The sequence below is a fragment of the Streptomyces longispororuber genome (genome assembly GCF_024448165.1).
In the GTDB taxonomy this organism is placed as follows: Bacteria; Actinomycetota; Actinomycetes; order Streptomycetales; family Streptomycetaceae; genus Streptomyces; species Streptomyces longispororuber_A.
In genome coordinates this window covers 1-14,898 of record NZ_JAMOLN010000049.1, presented here as the reverse complement: position 1 = coordinate 14,898, position 14,898 = coordinate 1, and the positions used below count along the sequence as shown (strand labels likewise).

Annotated in this window: 12 protein-coding genes; 10 read left to right on the top strand and 2 right to left on the bottom strand. The window is 72.1% G+C overall.

The features are described from left to right. Positions 1–19: 19 nt before the first annotated feature. Both M4J07_RS16425 and M4J07_RS16420 read right to left on the bottom strand, forming a co-directional pair. Positions 20–1,654, bottom strand: coding sequence for a penicillin-binding transpeptidase domain-containing protein (locus M4J07_RS16425; protein WP_255972518.1), 1,635 nt, complete (start codon positions 1,652–1,654; stop codon positions 20–22). A 123-nt stretch (positions 1,655–1,777) separates the two neighbouring features. After that, positions 1,778–3,541, bottom strand: a complete 1,764-nt coding sequence (locus M4J07_RS16420) for a dolichyl-phosphate-mannose--protein mannosyltransferase (protein ID WP_255972516.1) — start codon at positions 3,539–3,541, stop codon at positions 1,778–1,780. A gap of 108 nt (positions 3,542–3,649) precedes the next feature. On the opposite strand from M4J07_RS16420, the gene rsmI reads away from it, so the two are divergent. From rsmI to M4J07_RS16370, 10 genes are all read left to right on the top strand, one after another. Next, a complete protein-coding gene (rsmI, locus tag M4J07_RS16415; RefSeq protein ID WP_255972514.1) occupies positions 3,650–4,534 on the top strand; it encodes a 16S rRNA (cytidine(1402)-2'-O)-methyltransferase in 885 nt (294 codons plus the stop codon). A gap of 197 nt (positions 4,535–4,731) precedes the next feature. Further along, a complete protein-coding gene (locus M4J07_RS16410) occupies positions 4,732–5,199 on the top strand; it encodes a hypothetical protein (protein WP_255972513.1) in 468 nt (155 codons plus the stop codon). Between the two features lie 9 nt (positions 5,200–5,208). Then, complete coding sequence (locus tag M4J07_RS16405) at positions 5,209–6,087, top strand: TatD family hydrolase (RefSeq protein ID WP_255972511.1); 879 nt, start codon at positions 5,209–5,211, stop codon at positions 6,085–6,087. Between the two features lie 151 nt (positions 6,088–6,238). After that, positions 6,239–7,588 carry a ubiquitin-like domain-containing protein gene (locus M4J07_RS16400; protein WP_255972509.1) on the top strand — a complete coding sequence of 450 codons (1,350 nt, stop codon included), beginning with the start codon at positions 6,239–6,241 and terminating at the stop codon, positions 7,586–7,588. A 47-nt stretch (positions 7,589–7,635) separates the two neighbouring features. After that, complete coding sequence (rsmA, locus tag M4J07_RS16395) at positions 7,636–8,520, top strand: 16S rRNA (adenine(1518)-N(6)/adenine(1519)-N(6))-dimethyltransferase RsmA (protein ID WP_255972507.1); 885 nt, start codon at positions 7,636–7,638, stop codon at positions 8,518–8,520. After that, positions 8,517–9,431 (top strand): 4-(cytidine 5'-diphospho)-2-C-methyl-D-erythritol kinase, encoded by a 915-nt coding sequence (locus M4J07_RS16390; protein WP_255972505.1) that lies wholly within the window; start codon positions 8,517–8,519, stop codon positions 9,429–9,431. The genes rsmA and M4J07_RS16390 overlap by 4 nt, the downstream gene beginning before the upstream one ends. A gap of 95 nt (positions 9,432–9,526) precedes the next feature. Next, a complete protein-coding gene (locus M4J07_RS16385; RefSeq protein WP_255972503.1) occupies positions 9,527–9,835 on the top strand; it encodes a hypothetical protein in 309 nt (102 codons plus the stop codon). A gap of 32 nt (positions 9,836–9,867) precedes the next feature. Next, on the top strand, positions 9,868–10,773 hold the full coding sequence (locus M4J07_RS16380; RefSeq protein WP_255972501.1) for a DUF4328 domain-containing protein: 906 nt from the start codon (positions 9,868–9,870) through the stop codon (positions 10,771–10,773). A 118-nt stretch (positions 10,774–10,891) separates the two neighbouring features. Next, positions 10,892–12,700, top strand: coding sequence for an ABC-F family ATP-binding cassette domain-containing protein (locus M4J07_RS16375; protein ID WP_255972499.1), 1,809 nt, complete (start codon positions 10,892–10,894; stop codon positions 12,698–12,700). A 203-nt stretch (positions 12,701–12,903) separates the two neighbouring features. After that, positions 12,904–14,751, top strand: a complete 1,848-nt coding sequence (locus M4J07_RS16370) for an outer membrane protein assembly factor BamB family protein (protein WP_255972497.1) — start codon at positions 12,904–12,906, stop codon at positions 14,749–14,751. The last annotated feature ends 147 nt before the right edge of the window (positions 14,752–14,898 follow it).

Here is a 14,898-nt window from a genome sequence, read left to right as displayed (position 1 = left end):
GTACGTGGTACGGGCGTTGTCACCCGGCCCGGAGCACCCCGGCGACGATCGGCCCGGCCGCGTCCCCGCCGTGGCCGCCGCGCGGCACCGTGGCGGCGGCCGCGACGTCGCCACGGAACCCGGTGAACCAGGAGTTCGCGTTGCCCTGCCCGTCGACCTCCGCCGACCCGGTCTTCGCACCCTTGTCGTAGCCGGGGACCGACGCCATGGCGTTCATGGCCGTGCCGCTCGTCGCCGTGATCCGCATCATCTGCCGGATCTGCTGCGCGGTGCCGGGCTTCAGGCCCTGCGCGGTGGCCAGTTGACGGTCGTCCAGGCTCTGCGCGACCAGGACCGGCTGGTGGAAGGTGCCGGTGATCGCGGTCGCCGTCACCGACGCCATGTTCAGCGGGTTCACCTTCACCAGGCCCTGGCCGATCATCGAGGCGGCGTCGTTCGACGACCCGTCGATCTCCACGGAGCCGTCGCGGGAGACGATCCCGGTCTGCCAGTCCTTGCCGAGCCCGAACCGGTTCGTCGCCTCGTCCTGGAACCGCTGCGGTTTCAGGTCGTCCGAGAGCTTGATGAAGGCGGTGTTGCAGGAGCGGGCGAAGCTCTGCGAGAGCGTCGCGCCCTCGTCGGGCGTCATGTTCTTGAGGTTGCGGAAGGTCTGGCTCATCGAGACGGCCGAGTCCGGGCAGGGCGCGGCGCCCGAGGCCGAGGTGACGTCGTTGTCGATCAGCGCGGCCGCGGTCACGATCTTCATCACGGAACCGGGCGCGGTGCCGCCCGAGAAGGCGTCGTTGAACTCGCCCTTCTTCTGGTTGGCGACGGCGAGCACCTCACCGGTGGACGGCTTGACCGCCACCACGGACGACTCCGGGTACTTGGCCACCTGCTGCTCGGCCGCCGCCTGGACGCCCGCGCTGAGCGTGGTGGGCAGCCTGCCCGCCTTGCCCTTGGCGAGCGTGAGGAGCGTCTTCGCGGTCGTCGTCCCGTCGGCGGTCTCCCGCTCGATGTAGGTCTCCACGCCGGGCGACCCCCCGGCCTTGTCGCCGTACTTGGCGCGCAGCTGGTCGAGGACCGGTCCGAGCGACGGGTACTTCTCCGCGGTCAGCACGACCCCGTTGCGGTCCACGGCCTCGATCGCCGGGGTCTTCGACTCGCCCGTGACGAGTGTGTCGCCGTCCGCCATCCCCGGGTGCAGCACGGACGGCGACCACTTGACCAGGGCCCGGCCCGTGGTCTCGCCGCGCACGACGGTCAGCGACGAGTCGTACGACATCGTTTTCTTCTTGCCGTCGTACGCGACCGTGGCCTCGACCTTGAAGGGCACCTTGGCGCCGGCCGGCTTGCCCGCGGTCAGGACGGTCCGCGTGACGTGCGCGTCGTCGTGCCAGCCCTCGATCGCGGACAGCGCGTTCTCGGCGTAGTTCGTGTAGGTGGACGCCCCCGCCGCGTCGTTCTTCGCCCACGCGGCCAGGAACTTCGCCGACGTCTCCTTGATCTCGTCGGCCGACGGCGGCCCGGTCCGCTTGCCCGGTGACCCGGCCAGCGAGGAGCCGCCACCGTCCCCGGTGACCGCCGTGACGATGTTGTAGGCCCCGTAGCCGGCGCCGCCCACCATGACGGTGAACACCCCGCCGACGATGGCGACCTTGACCCCCTTGCGCATGCGCGCCCCCTCCCCAGGTTGACGGAGGGACTCTAGACACGGCGGATGCCCGGAGTGCGGGGTGTTTTACAGATGGTGTCTGAAAGTGTCCGAAGAGAGATCACAAATACGGCCGAAAGAGGCTCAGACCCAGCTGTCCAGCCACATCCGTGAACGCCAGGAGTCGATCGGAATGGCATGGCCCGTGTAGATCGGCCAGAAGTAAATGAAGTTCCACACGATGAGCAGCACCAGGACGCCCGCGCCCGCCGCGCCGATCACCCGCCGGCGCTCCGTCGACCCCGGCTTCCCGACGATCCCGCCGAGCATCATCGCGAGTGCGAGGCAGAGGAACGGCGCGAAGACGACCGCGTAGAAGTAGAAGATCGTCCGCTCCTGGTAGTTGAACCAGGGCAGGTAGCCCGCCGCGACGGCGCACACGATGGCGCCCGCGCGCCAGTCCCGCTTGAAGAACCAGCGCCACAGCACGAAGGCGATCGCGAAGCAGGCGGCCCACCACAGCAGCGGGGTGCCGAGGGCGAGCACCTCGCGGGCGCACTTGTCGGCGGCGTCCGCGGGGCAGCCCTGCGACCCGGCCGACGGGGACTCGTAGAAGTACGAGACCGGGCGGCCGTCGACCATCCAGCTCCACGGGTTCGACTGGTAGGTGTGCGCCGAGGTGAGGTGGGTGTTGAACTCCCAGACCTCGTGCTCGTAGTGCCACAGGCTGCGCACCCAGTCCGGCAGCCAGGTGAAGCTGCCGCCCTTGCCCGCGGTCACCGCCCAGTTGCGGAAGTAGCCGCCGGTGCCGTCGTCCGCGGAGAGGATCCAGCCGAGCCACGACAGGACGTACGTGGCGACGGCCACCGGGACCGTGGAGACGAACGCCGGGACGACGTCCCGCCTGAGGACCGTGCGGTACGGGCGCCGCGCCCCGGCCACCCGCCGCGAACCGACGTCCCACAGGACCGACATCAGCGCGAAGGCGGCCAGATAGATGAACCCGTTCCACTTCGTGCCCGCCGCCAGGCCCAGGCAGATCCCGGCGAGCAGCCGCCAGGGACGCCAGCCGAGGCGCAGTGTCTCCGCGACGTGCGGGTCCGGGCGGACCAGGCCGTGCTCGTCCACCGGGAGCGCGGCGGCCAGCTTCTCGCGCGCCCGGTCCCGGTCCACGATCAGCGCGCCGAACGCGGCGACGACGAAGAAGACGAGCACCGAGTCGAGCAGCGCGGTCCGGCTCATCACGAACGCGAGGCCGTCCACCATCAGCAGCACACCGGCGAGACAGCCCAGGAACGTCGAGCGGAACAGCCGCCGCCCGATCCGGCAGACCATCAGCACGCACAGCGTCCCGAGGACCGCCGTCATGAACCGCCAGCCGAACGGATTGAAGCCGAACATCCACTCGCCGACACCGATGACGTACTTGCCCACCGGCGGATGGACGACGTACGAGGCGTCGTGCGGAACGGGCACGTCGCCGTTCTTCTGCAGGATCAGGTCATTGGCGTTCTTGGCCCAGTTCACCTCGAAACCGCGGTGGATGAGGGCCCACGCGTCCTTGGCGTAATACGTCTCGTCGAATATCACGGCCTTCGGGCTGCCGAGATTCCAGAACCGCAGGAGCCCCGCGACGAGCGTCACGAGGAGCGGCGCGGCCCAGCCGATGATCCGGTCCGCCTGGCCGGCCGTGAAGCGGCCCAGACCGAAGGACGCCCACAGCCGCGAGGACGGCGCGGGGTACGGCGGCACGAGCCGCGCGCGGACCTCGCCGTCTCTGAGCTGCTCCCGGTACCCGAACCGACGCAGGCCACGGAGCCAGGACGACGGCTGGCGCTCACCTGCGGGCGGCTGCTCTCGGGGGGCGCTGGTCGGGGTCGGCTGGGACGACGACGCGGTACTGGTCACCGCGCCATCGTAGGGAACCGCGCTGTGCGAGTCCCGTGTGTGGGCCCCACCGGGTCGGTCGGGCCGGGCCCGCGACCCGGTGGGGCCCGGCCCTGCGAGGATGGAACTGTGACAGGAACCGCAGAATCCACCGAGTCCACCGGCACCCTCGTCCTGGCGGGCACCCCGATCGGGGCCGTCTCCGACGCGCCGCCCCGGCTCGCCCAGGAGCTGGCCGTCGCCGATGTCGTCGCCGCCGAGGACACCCGGCGCATGAAGCGGCTCGCGCAGGCGCTCGGGGTGCAGGTCGGCGGGCGCGTCGTGTCGTACTTCGAGGGCAACGAGACGGCGCGCACCCCGGAGCTGGTCGAGGCCCTGCTGGGCGGCGCGCGGGTGCTGCTGGTGACCGATGCGGGGATGCCGTCCGTGTCCGACCCCGGATACCGGCTGGTCGCGGCCGCGGTCGAGCGGGACGTCCGGGTCACCGCCGTGCCGGGGCCGTCCGCCGTGCTGACCGCGCTCGCGCTGTCCGGGCTGCCGGTCGACCGGTTCTGCTTCGAGGGTTTCCTGCCGCGCAAGGCGGGCGAGCGCCTCAGCCGCCTGAAGGAGGTCGCGCAGGAGCGGCGCACCCTCGTCTACTTCGAGGCCCCGCACCGCCTCGACGACACCCTCGCCGCGATGGCCGAGGCGTTCGGCGCGGAGCGCAGGGCCGCCGTGTGCCGCGAGCTGACCAAGACGTACGAGGAAGTGAAGCGCGGCTCCCTCAAGGAGCTCGCCGAGTGGGCCGCCGACGGTGTGCGCGGTGAGATCACCGTCGTCGTCGAGGGCGCCCCGGAGAAGTCCGCCGCGGACGTCACCCCCGCTGAGCTGGTACGGAGGGTGCAGGTGCGGGAGGAAGCGGGGGAGCGCCGCAAGGAGGCGATCGCCGCCGTGGCCGTCGAGGTCGGGCTACCCAAGCGCGAGGTCTTCGATGCCGTCGTCGCGGCAAAGAATGCGGATCGGGTCACCCCATAAGGGCGTAAAGGACTAACCTGAAAAGCAAAGCGAAGACCGGGTGCCAGGCCCATTTCGGCAGGGAAAAGCCAAATCGACTCCAACAGTCGACAGGTCTTTTGCGCTCGGCCCGGCGGAGGCGTCCACTGGTTGAAGGGACGCACCCGTCCCCACGCTGCCTCCGGGCAGCGCTTGTCCAGCGGACAAGAGGAGCTGGCATGAGCGAGTTCGCGGCCCCCAGGACGGCCACCGGCGCCCCGGCGCCACAGATTCCGAACCGCAGTGCGGCGATATCCATCGCGCACGAATCGTATTCGTTCGCCTGCATGCGGTGCGGGCACGGCTGGGAGCAGTCGTACGAGATTGAGCACCACGTCGACGGTGACGGTGCGGAGTTCGTGATGTACGTGGCGAACGGCGAGCGCGTGCCGTCGCCGCTGACCCGTCCCACCTGTCTGAACTGCGGCGGCCATGTCGTACGGATCATGAAGGCCGGCCGGGTCTCCTCGGTCCTCGACGTGATGCAGCGCCACCACACCGCTCCGCCCGCCGGACCCGACGCGACCGTCGACGTACCCGGGCCGGCTGCCGCGGAGCACCGCGAACACCACCACTGGCACCTCTCCGACCTCCTGCACCCCTTCAGCCACCACCAGCGGAAGGGCGACGACTCCACGGCTTCGTAGGATCGGGGCATGAGCCCCAACGCCAAGGACGTCACCCCGCCCCCGCTGCCCGCACCGCTCGCGGTGGAGGTCGCCGACTCCCACACCCACCTGGACATGCAGGCGGGCACCGTGGAGGAGGCCCTCGCCATGGCGGCGTCGGTGGGCGTGACGACCGTGGTGCAGGTCGGCTGCGACCTGGCCGGTTCGCGCTGGGCGGCCGAGACGGCCGAGGCCCACGCGGCCGTGCACGCGACCGTGGCCCTGCACCCGAACGAAGCGCCGCGCATCGTGCACGGCGACCCCGACGGCTGGTCCCGGCAGGGCGCCCGCGAGCCGCTCGGCGACGCCGGGCTCGACGAGGCGCTCGCCGAGATCGACAGGCTCGCCGCGCTGCCGCAGGTCAAGGGCGTCGGCGAGACCGGCCTCGACCACTTCCGCACGGGCCCCGAGGGCAAGGCCGCCCAGGAGCGGTCCTTCCGCGCCCACATCGAGATCGCCAAGCGCCACGGCAAGGCGCTGGTCATCCACGACCGCGACGCCCACGCCGATGTGCTACGCGTCCTGAAGGAGGAGGGCGCCCCCGAGCGCACCGTCTTCCACTGCTACTCGGGCGACGCGGACATGGCCCAAGTCTGCGCGGAGAACGGCTACTTCATGTCGTTCGCGGGCAACATGACGTTCAAGAACGCGCAGCCGCTGCGCGACGCGCTCGCGGTGGCCCCGCTGGACCTGGTCCTCGTCGAGACCGACGCGCCCTTCCTGACCCCGGCGCCGTACCGCGGTCGGCCTAACGCTCCGTATCTCATTCCGGTCACGTTGCGGGCCATGGCCGCGGTGAAGGGCGTCACCGAGGAAGCCCTCGCGACGTCGGTCTCCGCCAACACGGCCCGCGCTTTTGGTTACTGACCGATAACGACCGAAGGTGCTCATCCCGGGGCAGCGGCGCGACACTGCGTAGTCGCGCTGCTTTGGAGAGTGACGGACGCTCCGCTAGGTTCTGCTCGCCCGATCCGCCCCCGCCGGGGGACCGGACCCCTGGAGCGCCTGGAGCGTCGTCGTGAGCAATTCGCCGTACGAGACGTACGAGGACACGTACGGGACGTACCGGCCGTACGGCGGCGACGCGCCGTACGCGCCGCACCCGCAGGCCCCCCACGAGCCGCCGGCCGACACCTACCGGCCCGCCTACGAGTACGAGCGGGTCGCCGCGGCCGACACCGAGCCGCTCCTGCCCCGCCAGGCCGCCCGCCCCGAGGCGCAGGGCGGCCGGGCCGCCGCCCGCCGTGCCGCCCGCCGCAAGAAGGCCGACCAGCGGCCCGAGACGCTGCGCAGGCTGCTCCCGCAGGCCCTGGTCGTCGCCTTCCTCGCCGGCGGCACCTCCGCGTTCGTCGCCAACGACAAGGCGATCCAGCTCACCGTCGACGGCAAGGAGCGCACCCTGCACACCTTCGCCGACGACGTCACGGAGCTCCTCGCCGACGAGGGCGTCGACGTCGGCGAGCACGACATCGTGGCGCCGGGCCGCGGCGCCGCCCTCGCCAGCGGCGACGAGGTCGCCGTCCGCTACGGCCGCCCCGTCCAGCTCACCCTCGACGGGCAGCGCCGCAAGGTGTGGACCACCGCCCGCACCGTCGACGGGGCGCTGCGCCAGCTCGGGGTGCGGGCCGAGGGCGCGTACGTCTCCACGTCCCGCTCCCAGCGCATCGAACGGCACGGCCTCGACCTCGACGTCCGCACCGAGCGCAGCGTCACCGTGCTGGCCGACGGGCGGCGCCACACCATCCGCACCAACGCGGCGACCGTGCGCGAGGCCGTCGACGAGGCCGGGATCTCGCTGGGCGGCCAGGACACCACGTCGGTGCCGCCGGGCAGCTTCCCGCGCGACGGGCAGACCGTCACCGTGATGCGGGTGACCGGGACGAAGGAGGTGCGCGAGGAGGCGATCGCGTACGCCACCGAGCGCACCCGGGACCCGGCGCTCTTCCAGGGCACGGAGGTCGTCACACGGGCCGGGGAGCCCGGCATGCGGCGCGTCACGTACGCGCTGCGCACCGTCAACGGCGTCAAGCAGAAGCCGCGCCGCGTGAAGACGGAGGTCGTCCGCGAGCCGCGCACCCAGCAGGTCAAGGTCGGCACGAAGCCCATGCCGACGTCCGTGGCGGGCGCCGACTCCCTGAACTGGTCCGGGCTCGCCGCCTGCGAGTCGGGCGGCCGCCCGGGCGCGACGGACGCGACCGGCACGTACGGCGGCCTCTACCAGTTCGACACCCGCACCTGGCAGAGCCTCGGCGGATCGGGCCGCCCGCAGGACGCCCCGGCCGCGGAACAGACGTACCGCGCGAAGAAGCTCTACGTCCGCCGCGGCGCCTCGCCCTGGCCCCACTGCGGCCCCCGCCTGCACGGCTGACGCCCACCAGCCCCGATCCCCCCGTCCGCCGCCGCTACCCTTGAACGGTGAGCACCACAGACCCCCAAGGCCCCCTTCTCGGCGCGGCCGACATCCGCGAACTCGCGGCAGCCCTCGGCGTACGGCCCACCAAGCAGCGCGGGCAGAACTTCGTCATCGACGCCAACACGGTCCGCCGTATCGTCCGCACCGCGGAGGTCACCGAGGACGACGTGGTCGTCGAGGTCGGTCCCGGCCTCGGCTCGCTCACCCTCGCGCTGCTCGAAGCGGCCCGGCACGTGACGGCCGTCGAGATCGACGACGTGCTCGCCGCCGCGCTGCCCGCCACGGTCGAGGCCCGCATCCCGGCGAAGAAGGACGCCTTCGACCTGGTCAACATCGACGCGATGCAGGTCGAGGAGCTGCCGGGCCCGGCCCCCACGGCGCTGGTCGCGAACCTCCCGTACAACGTCGCGGTGCCCGTCCTGCTCCACATGCTCGACACCTTCCCGACCATCGAGCGCACCCTCGTGATGGTGCAGGCCGAGGTCGCGGACCGGCTCGCCGCGGGCCCCGGCTCACGCGTCTACGGCGTCCCGTCCGTGAAGGCCAACTGGTACGCGCACGTCAAACGCGCCGGCTCCATCGGCCGCAACGTGTTCTGGCCCGCCCCGAACGTCGACAGCGGCCTCGTCTCCCTGGTCCGGCGCAGCGAGCCGATCGCCACGACCGCCTCCAAGCAGGAGGTGTTCGCGGTGGTCGACGCCGCGTTCGCCCAGCGCCGCAAGACACTGCGCGCCGCCCTGTCCGGCTGGGCGGGCTCGGCGCAGGCCGCCGAGGCGGCGCTCGTCGCGGCGGGCGTCTCCCCGCAGGCCCGCGGCGAGGCGCTGACCGTCGAGGAGTTCGCGCGCATCGCCGAGCACAAGGCCGCGCACGAGGGGGCCGCCGCGTGAGCGTGACCGTCCGCGTCCCCGCCAAGGTCAACGTCCAGCTCGCGGTCGGCGCCGCCCGCCCCGACGGCTTCCACGACCTGGCCAACGTGTTCCTCGCCGTCGGCCTGTACGACGAGGTGACCGTGGCCCCCGCGGACACCCTGGGCCTCACGTGCACGGGCCCCGGCTCCGATCAGGTCCCTCTCGACCGCACGAACCTCGCGGCGCGCGCCGCGATCGCGCTCGCCGAGCGGCACGGCCTCGGCGACCCGAAGGTCCGCATCCACATCGCCAAGGACATCCCCGTCGCCGGCGGCATGGCGGGCGGCTCCGCGGACGCCGCGGGCGCCCTCGTGGCCTGCGACGCGCTGTGGGGCACCGGCGCCTCCCGCGAGGAACTCCTCGACATCTGCGCCGAGTTGGGCAGCGACGTGCCGTTCAGCCTGGTCGGCGGCGCCGCGCTCGGCACCGGCCGCGGCGAGCAGCTGCGCCTCCTCGACGTGGGCGGGGAGTTCTGGTGGGTGTTCGCGGTCGCCGACGGCGGCCTGTCCACGCCCGCCGTGTACGGCGAGTTCGACCGGCTGACCCCCGAGGCGCCCGAGCCGGTCGCCTCGCCCGCGCTCCTCGACGCGCTGCGCACCGGTGACGTCCACGCCCTCGCGGCGACCGTCACGAACGACCTGCAGCCCGCCGCCCTCTCGCTCTTCCCGTCCCTCAAGGCCACCCTCGACGCGGGCACCGCCGCGGGCGCCCTGGCCGCCCTCGTCTCCGGCTCCGGCCCGACGACCGCGTTCCTCGCCGCCGACGAGCGGGCCGCCCGCGAGGTGGCCGACGCCCTCGCCGCGTCCGGGACGTGCCGGGCGGTGCGGGTGGCCGGGTCCCCCGCACCCGGCGCGACGCTCCTCCGAGGCACTGCCCGACGCGCTGTCTGACGCACCGAGGGGCGCGTACTCAGCGGTGGGTTGAGTACGCGGGGTGAGTATCCGCGCGCTGTCGTGGTGATCACCCGCGGGCCACGCTGGCGTGCATGAAGACAACCGGACGCCGGCGCCGCCGACTGCGCCGTGCCGCGCTCCCGCTGGGCACCGTCGCCCTGTTCGGCCTGCACGCGGCGCTCGCGTCGCGCGGCCACCCGCTGCCGCCGCCGGCCATCGGCGGCCCGCAGGGGCGCATCGCCCGGCCCCGCGAGGTCGCCGCGATCGGGCGGGCGGCCGCCGGACGGTGCCGGGGAGCGGTGCGGGTGCGCGGCCGGGTACGGGTGGGGCGCGGAACCTCCGGACGAGTTGTCCACAGGCTGGGACGGTCCGGAGCGGATCGCCGTAACCTGATCCCGTAACGGGGCGGGACGGGGATTCGGGGGATCTGACCATGGAGTGCACACGCTGCCGTGCGGCGTTCGTGGGGGCGGACGGCCGCTGCCCGCGCTGCGACGGCCCACCGGCCCAGGGGGCGTACGCGCCGCCGCAGGCCCCGCCGCAGCCCAATCCGTACGCACCGCCGCAGTACGGCGCGATGCCGCCGCCCGGGCCCGGCCCGGCCGGCCTGTACCCGGCGCCGCCGCCCACGCCCTACGGGGGCGGATATCCCGCGATGCTGCGCCCGCCGGCCCGGCTCGCCGGACTGAGCACGGCGGTCACTGTCCTGTTCGCGCTCGTCGCCGTGCTCGCACTGCTCCGGGTCGTCGCGGACTACCGGCTGTACGACGCCCTGGGCAGCATCTGGACGACCGACCTCGCCGAGGCCGACTCCATCGACGACTTCCGGGCCACCACGATCGTGCTGCTGTTCGTCGGGTTCCTCGCCGCGGCGCCGGTGTTCCTGGTCTGGTTCCACAAGGCCCGGGCCAATGTCGAGGGTCTCGGCCCGCACCGGCACTCGACCGGCATGGCCGTCGGCGCCTGGTTCATCCCGTTCGCCAACTGGTGGATACCGAAGGCGATCACCGACGACGTCGTCTCCGCGAGCCAGGGCGTCCAGCGCCCCGGCGGCCTCGGCGCGGTCAACGGCTGGTGGGCGTGCTGGGTGCTGTCCAGCGTGCTGGCCGGCATCGGCTGGCCGATGTACTCCAGCTCGATGAACGAGAGCGACCCCTCCCTGGAGGGCGCCCGCACCGCCTCGCTCGTCCTCATGGGCTCGAACCTGGCACTGATCGCCGCGGGCATCTGCGCGATCCTCGCGGTCCGGACGATCAGCGCGGTGCAGGACGCCCGGTTCGGCCTCGGCCCGGCGGGCCCCGCCCCCGGCCCGGCACCGTACCCGGGTCAGGGCTGGTAGCCGCCGGTCCGCTGCCGGCCCGCACCTGATCGGGGGACCGTCACACCTGTCACGCCGACTACGCTTGAAGGTCGGCCCACCCCCGGAGGGCGCAGCACCGTCCCGTGGCAGGAGCGAAATGGCAGTCAACCTGGTCAATGTCGAGGCAGTCAGCAAGGTGTACGGCACCCGTGCCCTGCTCGACGGAGTCTCCCTCGGCGTGTCCGAGGGAGATCGCATCGGCGTGGTCGGGCGGAACGGGGACGGCAAGACGACCCTGATCCGCATGCTCGCCAAGCTGGAGGAGGCCGACACCGGCCGCGTCACGCACAACGGCGGCCTGCGCCTGGGCGTCCTCACCCAGCACGACTCGCTCGACCCGGAGGCGACCGTCCGGCACGAGGTGATCGGTGACCTCGCCGACCACGAGTGGGCGGGCAGCGCCAAGATCCGCGACGTGCTGACCGGCCTGTTCGGCGGGCTCGACCTGCCGGGCTTCCCGCAGGGCCTGGACACCGTGATCGGCCCGCTCTCCGGCGGCGAGCGGCGCCGCATCGCGCTCGCCAAGCTGCTCATCGCCGAGCAGGACCTGATCATCCTCGACGAGCCGACCAACCACCTCGACGTGGAAGGCATCTCCTGGCTGGCCCGGCACCTCCAGGCCCGCCGCTCCGCGCTCGTCTGCGTCACGCACGACCGGTGGTTCCTCGACCAGGTCTGCACGCGGATGTGGGACGTGCAGAAGGGCGACGTCTTCGAGTACGAGGGCGGCTACTCGGACTACGTCTTCGCGCGGGCCGAGCGGGAGCGGATCGCCGCGACCGAGGAGGCCAAGCGGCAGAACCTGATGCGCAAGGAGCTGGCCTGGCTGCGCCGCGGCGCCCCCGCCCGCACCTCCAAGCCCCGCTACCGCATCGAGGCGGCCAACGAACTGATCGCGGACGTGCCGCCGCCGCGCGACACCAGCGAGCTGATGAAGTTCGCGAACGCCCGGCTCGGCAAGACCGTCTTCGACCTGGAGGACGTGACCGTCCAGGCCGGACCGAAGGTGCTGCTCAAGCACCTGACCTGGCAGCTCGGCCCGGGCGACCGCGTCGGCCTGGTCGGGGTGAACGGCGCGGGCAAGACGTCCCTGCTGCGCGCCCTCGCGGACGCCGCCGGCAGCCAGGGCGACGTCCAGCCGGCCGCCGGGAAGATCGTCGTCGGCAAGACGGTCCGGCTCGCCTACCTCTCGCAGGACGTCACCGAACTCCCGGGCACGCTGCGGGTGCTGGAGGCCGTGCAGCAGATCAGGGACCGGGTCGACCTCGGCAAGGGCCGGGAGATGACCGCGGGCCAGCTGTGCGAGCAGTTCGGCTTCTCCAAGGAGAAGCAGTGGACGCCGGTCGGCGACCTGTCCGGTGGCGAGCGCCGCCGGCTGCAGATCCTGCGCCTGCTCATGGACGAGCCGAACGTGCTGTTCCTCGACGAGCCGACGAACGACCTCGACATCGAGACGCTGACCCAGCTGGAGGACCTGCTCGACGGGTGGCCCGGCTCCATGGTCGTGATCTCCCACGACCGGTTCTTCATCGAGCGCACCACCGACAACACCTTCGCGCTGCTCGGCGACGGCACGCTGCGGATGCTGCCGCGCGGCATCGACGAGTACCTGGAGCGCAGGCAGCGGATGATCGATGCCGCCGCGCCCGCCCCGGCGCCCGCCGCCGCGGCCCCCGCCAAGGCGGGCCCGTCGGCCGCCGACGCCCGCGCCGCCAAGAAGGAACTGCAGAAGATCGAGCGCCAGATGGACAAGATCTCCGACAAGGAGTCCAAGCTGCACGCGCAGATCGCCGACAACGCGACGGATTTCGCCAAGGTGGCCGACCTGGACGCCCAGTTGCGTGAACTTGTGGGGGAGCGCGAGGAGTTGGAAATGCGCTGGCTGGAGCTCGCCGAAGACGCGTGAAGGACGCGTGCAAGGCGCGTAACAGACGCATCACGGGCCGGTCCTCCCTTGGGAACAGGGGGCGGACCGGCCCTGTGTGCGAGTGCACAGGGTGATAGAAAGGGCGGCTGAGGGGAGCCTGAGGGAAGCCCTCGACCGACCTGAGAACGTCCGGAAATCACCCCAGGCGTGCCGGTACATCAGTGAAGAGGGGGGAAGCGCTGATGACTCAGCCGCCCAACCAGCCGCCGTCCGGTGGCTTCGGAGCACCACAGGATCCGCAGGCGTCGCCGAACCCGCAGACGCCGCCTCCGCCTGCCGCCCCGCCGCAGCAGCCCCCGGCCGCACCGCAGCCCGGATACGGCTACCCGCAGCAGCAGCAGCCTCCGCAGCCCGGCCCGTACGGCCAGCAGCCGCAGCAGCCCGGTCCCTACGGCCAGCAGCCGCAGCAGCCCGGCCCCTACGCGCAGCAGCCGGGACCGTACGGCCAGCCGCAGCAGCCGGGACCGTACGGCCAGCAGCCCGGTCCCTACGGGCAGCAGCCGCAGTACGGCTACCCGCCCCAGCAGCCGCCCGGCGCGCCCGTCCCGCCGTCCGGCGGCGGCGGTGGCGTCAAGGGCAAGACGTGGGTGATCGCCGGATCGGCCCTCGCGCTGCTCCTGGTCGCGGGCGGTGTCGTCTTCGCGGTCGTCGGCGGTGACGACGACAAGAAGGACCCCGAGGCCGGCAAGAACAAGGACCCCAAGACGTCCTCCTCCGCCTCCGCGCCGGTCAACCCGGGTGACGGCCAGGGCGACGGGCACGCCGGTGACGAGGACCTGAACGAGGGCCGGCAGGACGGCGAGGCGAAGGTCCTCTGGTACAAGACGGCGCCCAAGGTGCCCGGTTCCGGCGCCGACGCCCCCGGCATGTGGATCACGGACAAGGTCGCGGTGAAGGCCGCGTACAAGGAAGTCCTCGGGTACAACGTCGCGGACGGCAAGATCAGTTGGCCCGCGATCGAGCTGCCGCAGAAGATCTGCTCGGTCACGAAGGAAGCGTCCGCCGACGGCAAGATCGCCGTGGCGTACATGAGCGGCAACGGCACGAAGGCCAACTGCAACCAGGTCCAGGAGATCGACCTCGCCACCGGCGAGAAGGGCTGGACGACCAAGATCGCCGAGAAGGAGTCGGACGACGACTTCTTCGACGGCACCGGCTCCAGCATCGGCCTGACCTACGTCGGCTCCGACACCCTGATGGTCGGCCGCCAGATGTCCGGCGTCGGCCTGGACGCCAAGACGGGCCAGAAGAAGAAGTTCGTCGTCCAGCAGTACGGCAACGACTGCTTCCCCAAGGCCTACACCGGCGACGGCAAGAAGCTGCTGTCGGTGGCGTCCTGCGGCGCGGGCGGCAACAACGCCCACGAGGAGCTGCGCCAGCTCGACCCCGAGACCGGCAAGGCCGTCTGGACCCGCAAGTACCCCAAGGACTGGCAGATCTCGCACGTCTACTCCGTCAGCCCGCTGGTCGTCTACGCGGAGAACGACGACAAGAAGGCGTACAACATCGCCTCCTACAAGGACAACAGCTCGGCGGTGGCGGCCGAGGTCAGCTCGGCCATCAAGTCCCTCGACACGGGCTGCGGTTCGACCTTCTCGTTCCTCACCCGTGACCTGGGCGGCTGCCAGGGCGTCGTCGCCGACGCGGGCACCCTCTACATGCCGACCAAGGGCAAGACCGGCGGGGCCAACGAGGTCGTCGCGATCAGCCTGACCAGCGGCAAGGAGCGCTGGCGCGTCAAGTCGCCGCAGGACCAGTCGATGGAGCCGGTGAACGTCAAGGACGGCGCGCTCGTCGCGTACATGGAGGCGTCGTACGGCGGTCAGCCCGGACGCGTCGTGTCGATCGCGGTCACCGGTTCGCACACGCCGAAGACGCTGCTGCAGAACCCGGCGGGCACCTCCGAGATCGAGAGCGGCTTCTACTCGAAGGCCGTCGACTTCGTCGACGGGCGGTTCTACCTCTCCGCCACCAACCTGTCCGGCAGCGCCAAGGGCCAGCAGAAGCTGATGCTGGCGTACGGCGACTGACGTCACGCACTCCCCGACCGTCCCCACGTAAAGGCACCCCGAGGTACCCACGCCATGACGCAGCCGCCCCAGCAGCCACCGCAGCCGCCCCAGCAGCCTCCGAACGAGCCGCCGCAGAACCCGTTCCAGAAGCAGCCGGAGCCGCAG

What these genes read in the sequence shown, in the direction of transcription:
- M4J07_RS16425 (WP_255972518.1), bottom strand. Translation starts at nt 1,654, where the DNA reads ATGCGCAAGGGGGTCAAGGTCGCCATCGTCGGCGGGGTGTTCACCGTC.
- M4J07_RS16410 (WP_255972513.1), top strand. Translation starts at nt 4,732, where the DNA reads ATGAGCGAGTTCGCGGCCCCCAGGACGGCCACCGGCGCCCCGGCGCCA.
- M4J07_RS16405 (WP_255972511.1), top strand. Translation starts at nt 5,209, where the DNA reads ATGAGCCCCAACGCCAAGGACGTCACCCCGCCCCCGCTGCCCGCACCG.
- M4J07_RS16385 (WP_255972503.1), top strand. Translation starts at nt 9,527, where the DNA reads ATGAAGACAACCGGACGCCGGCGCCGCCGACTGCGCCGTGCCGCGCTC.
- M4J07_RS16380 (WP_255972501.1), top strand. Translation starts at nt 9,868, where the DNA reads ATGGAGTGCACACGCTGCCGTGCGGCGTTCGTGGGGGCGGACGGCCGC.
- M4J07_RS16375 (WP_255972499.1), top strand. Translation starts at nt 10,892, where the DNA reads ATGGCAGTCAACCTGGTCAATGTCGAGGCAGTCAGCAAGGTGTACGGC.
- M4J07_RS16370 (WP_255972497.1), top strand. Translation starts at nt 12,904, where the DNA reads ATGACTCAGCCGCCCAACCAGCCGCCGTCCGGTGGCTTCGGAGCACCA.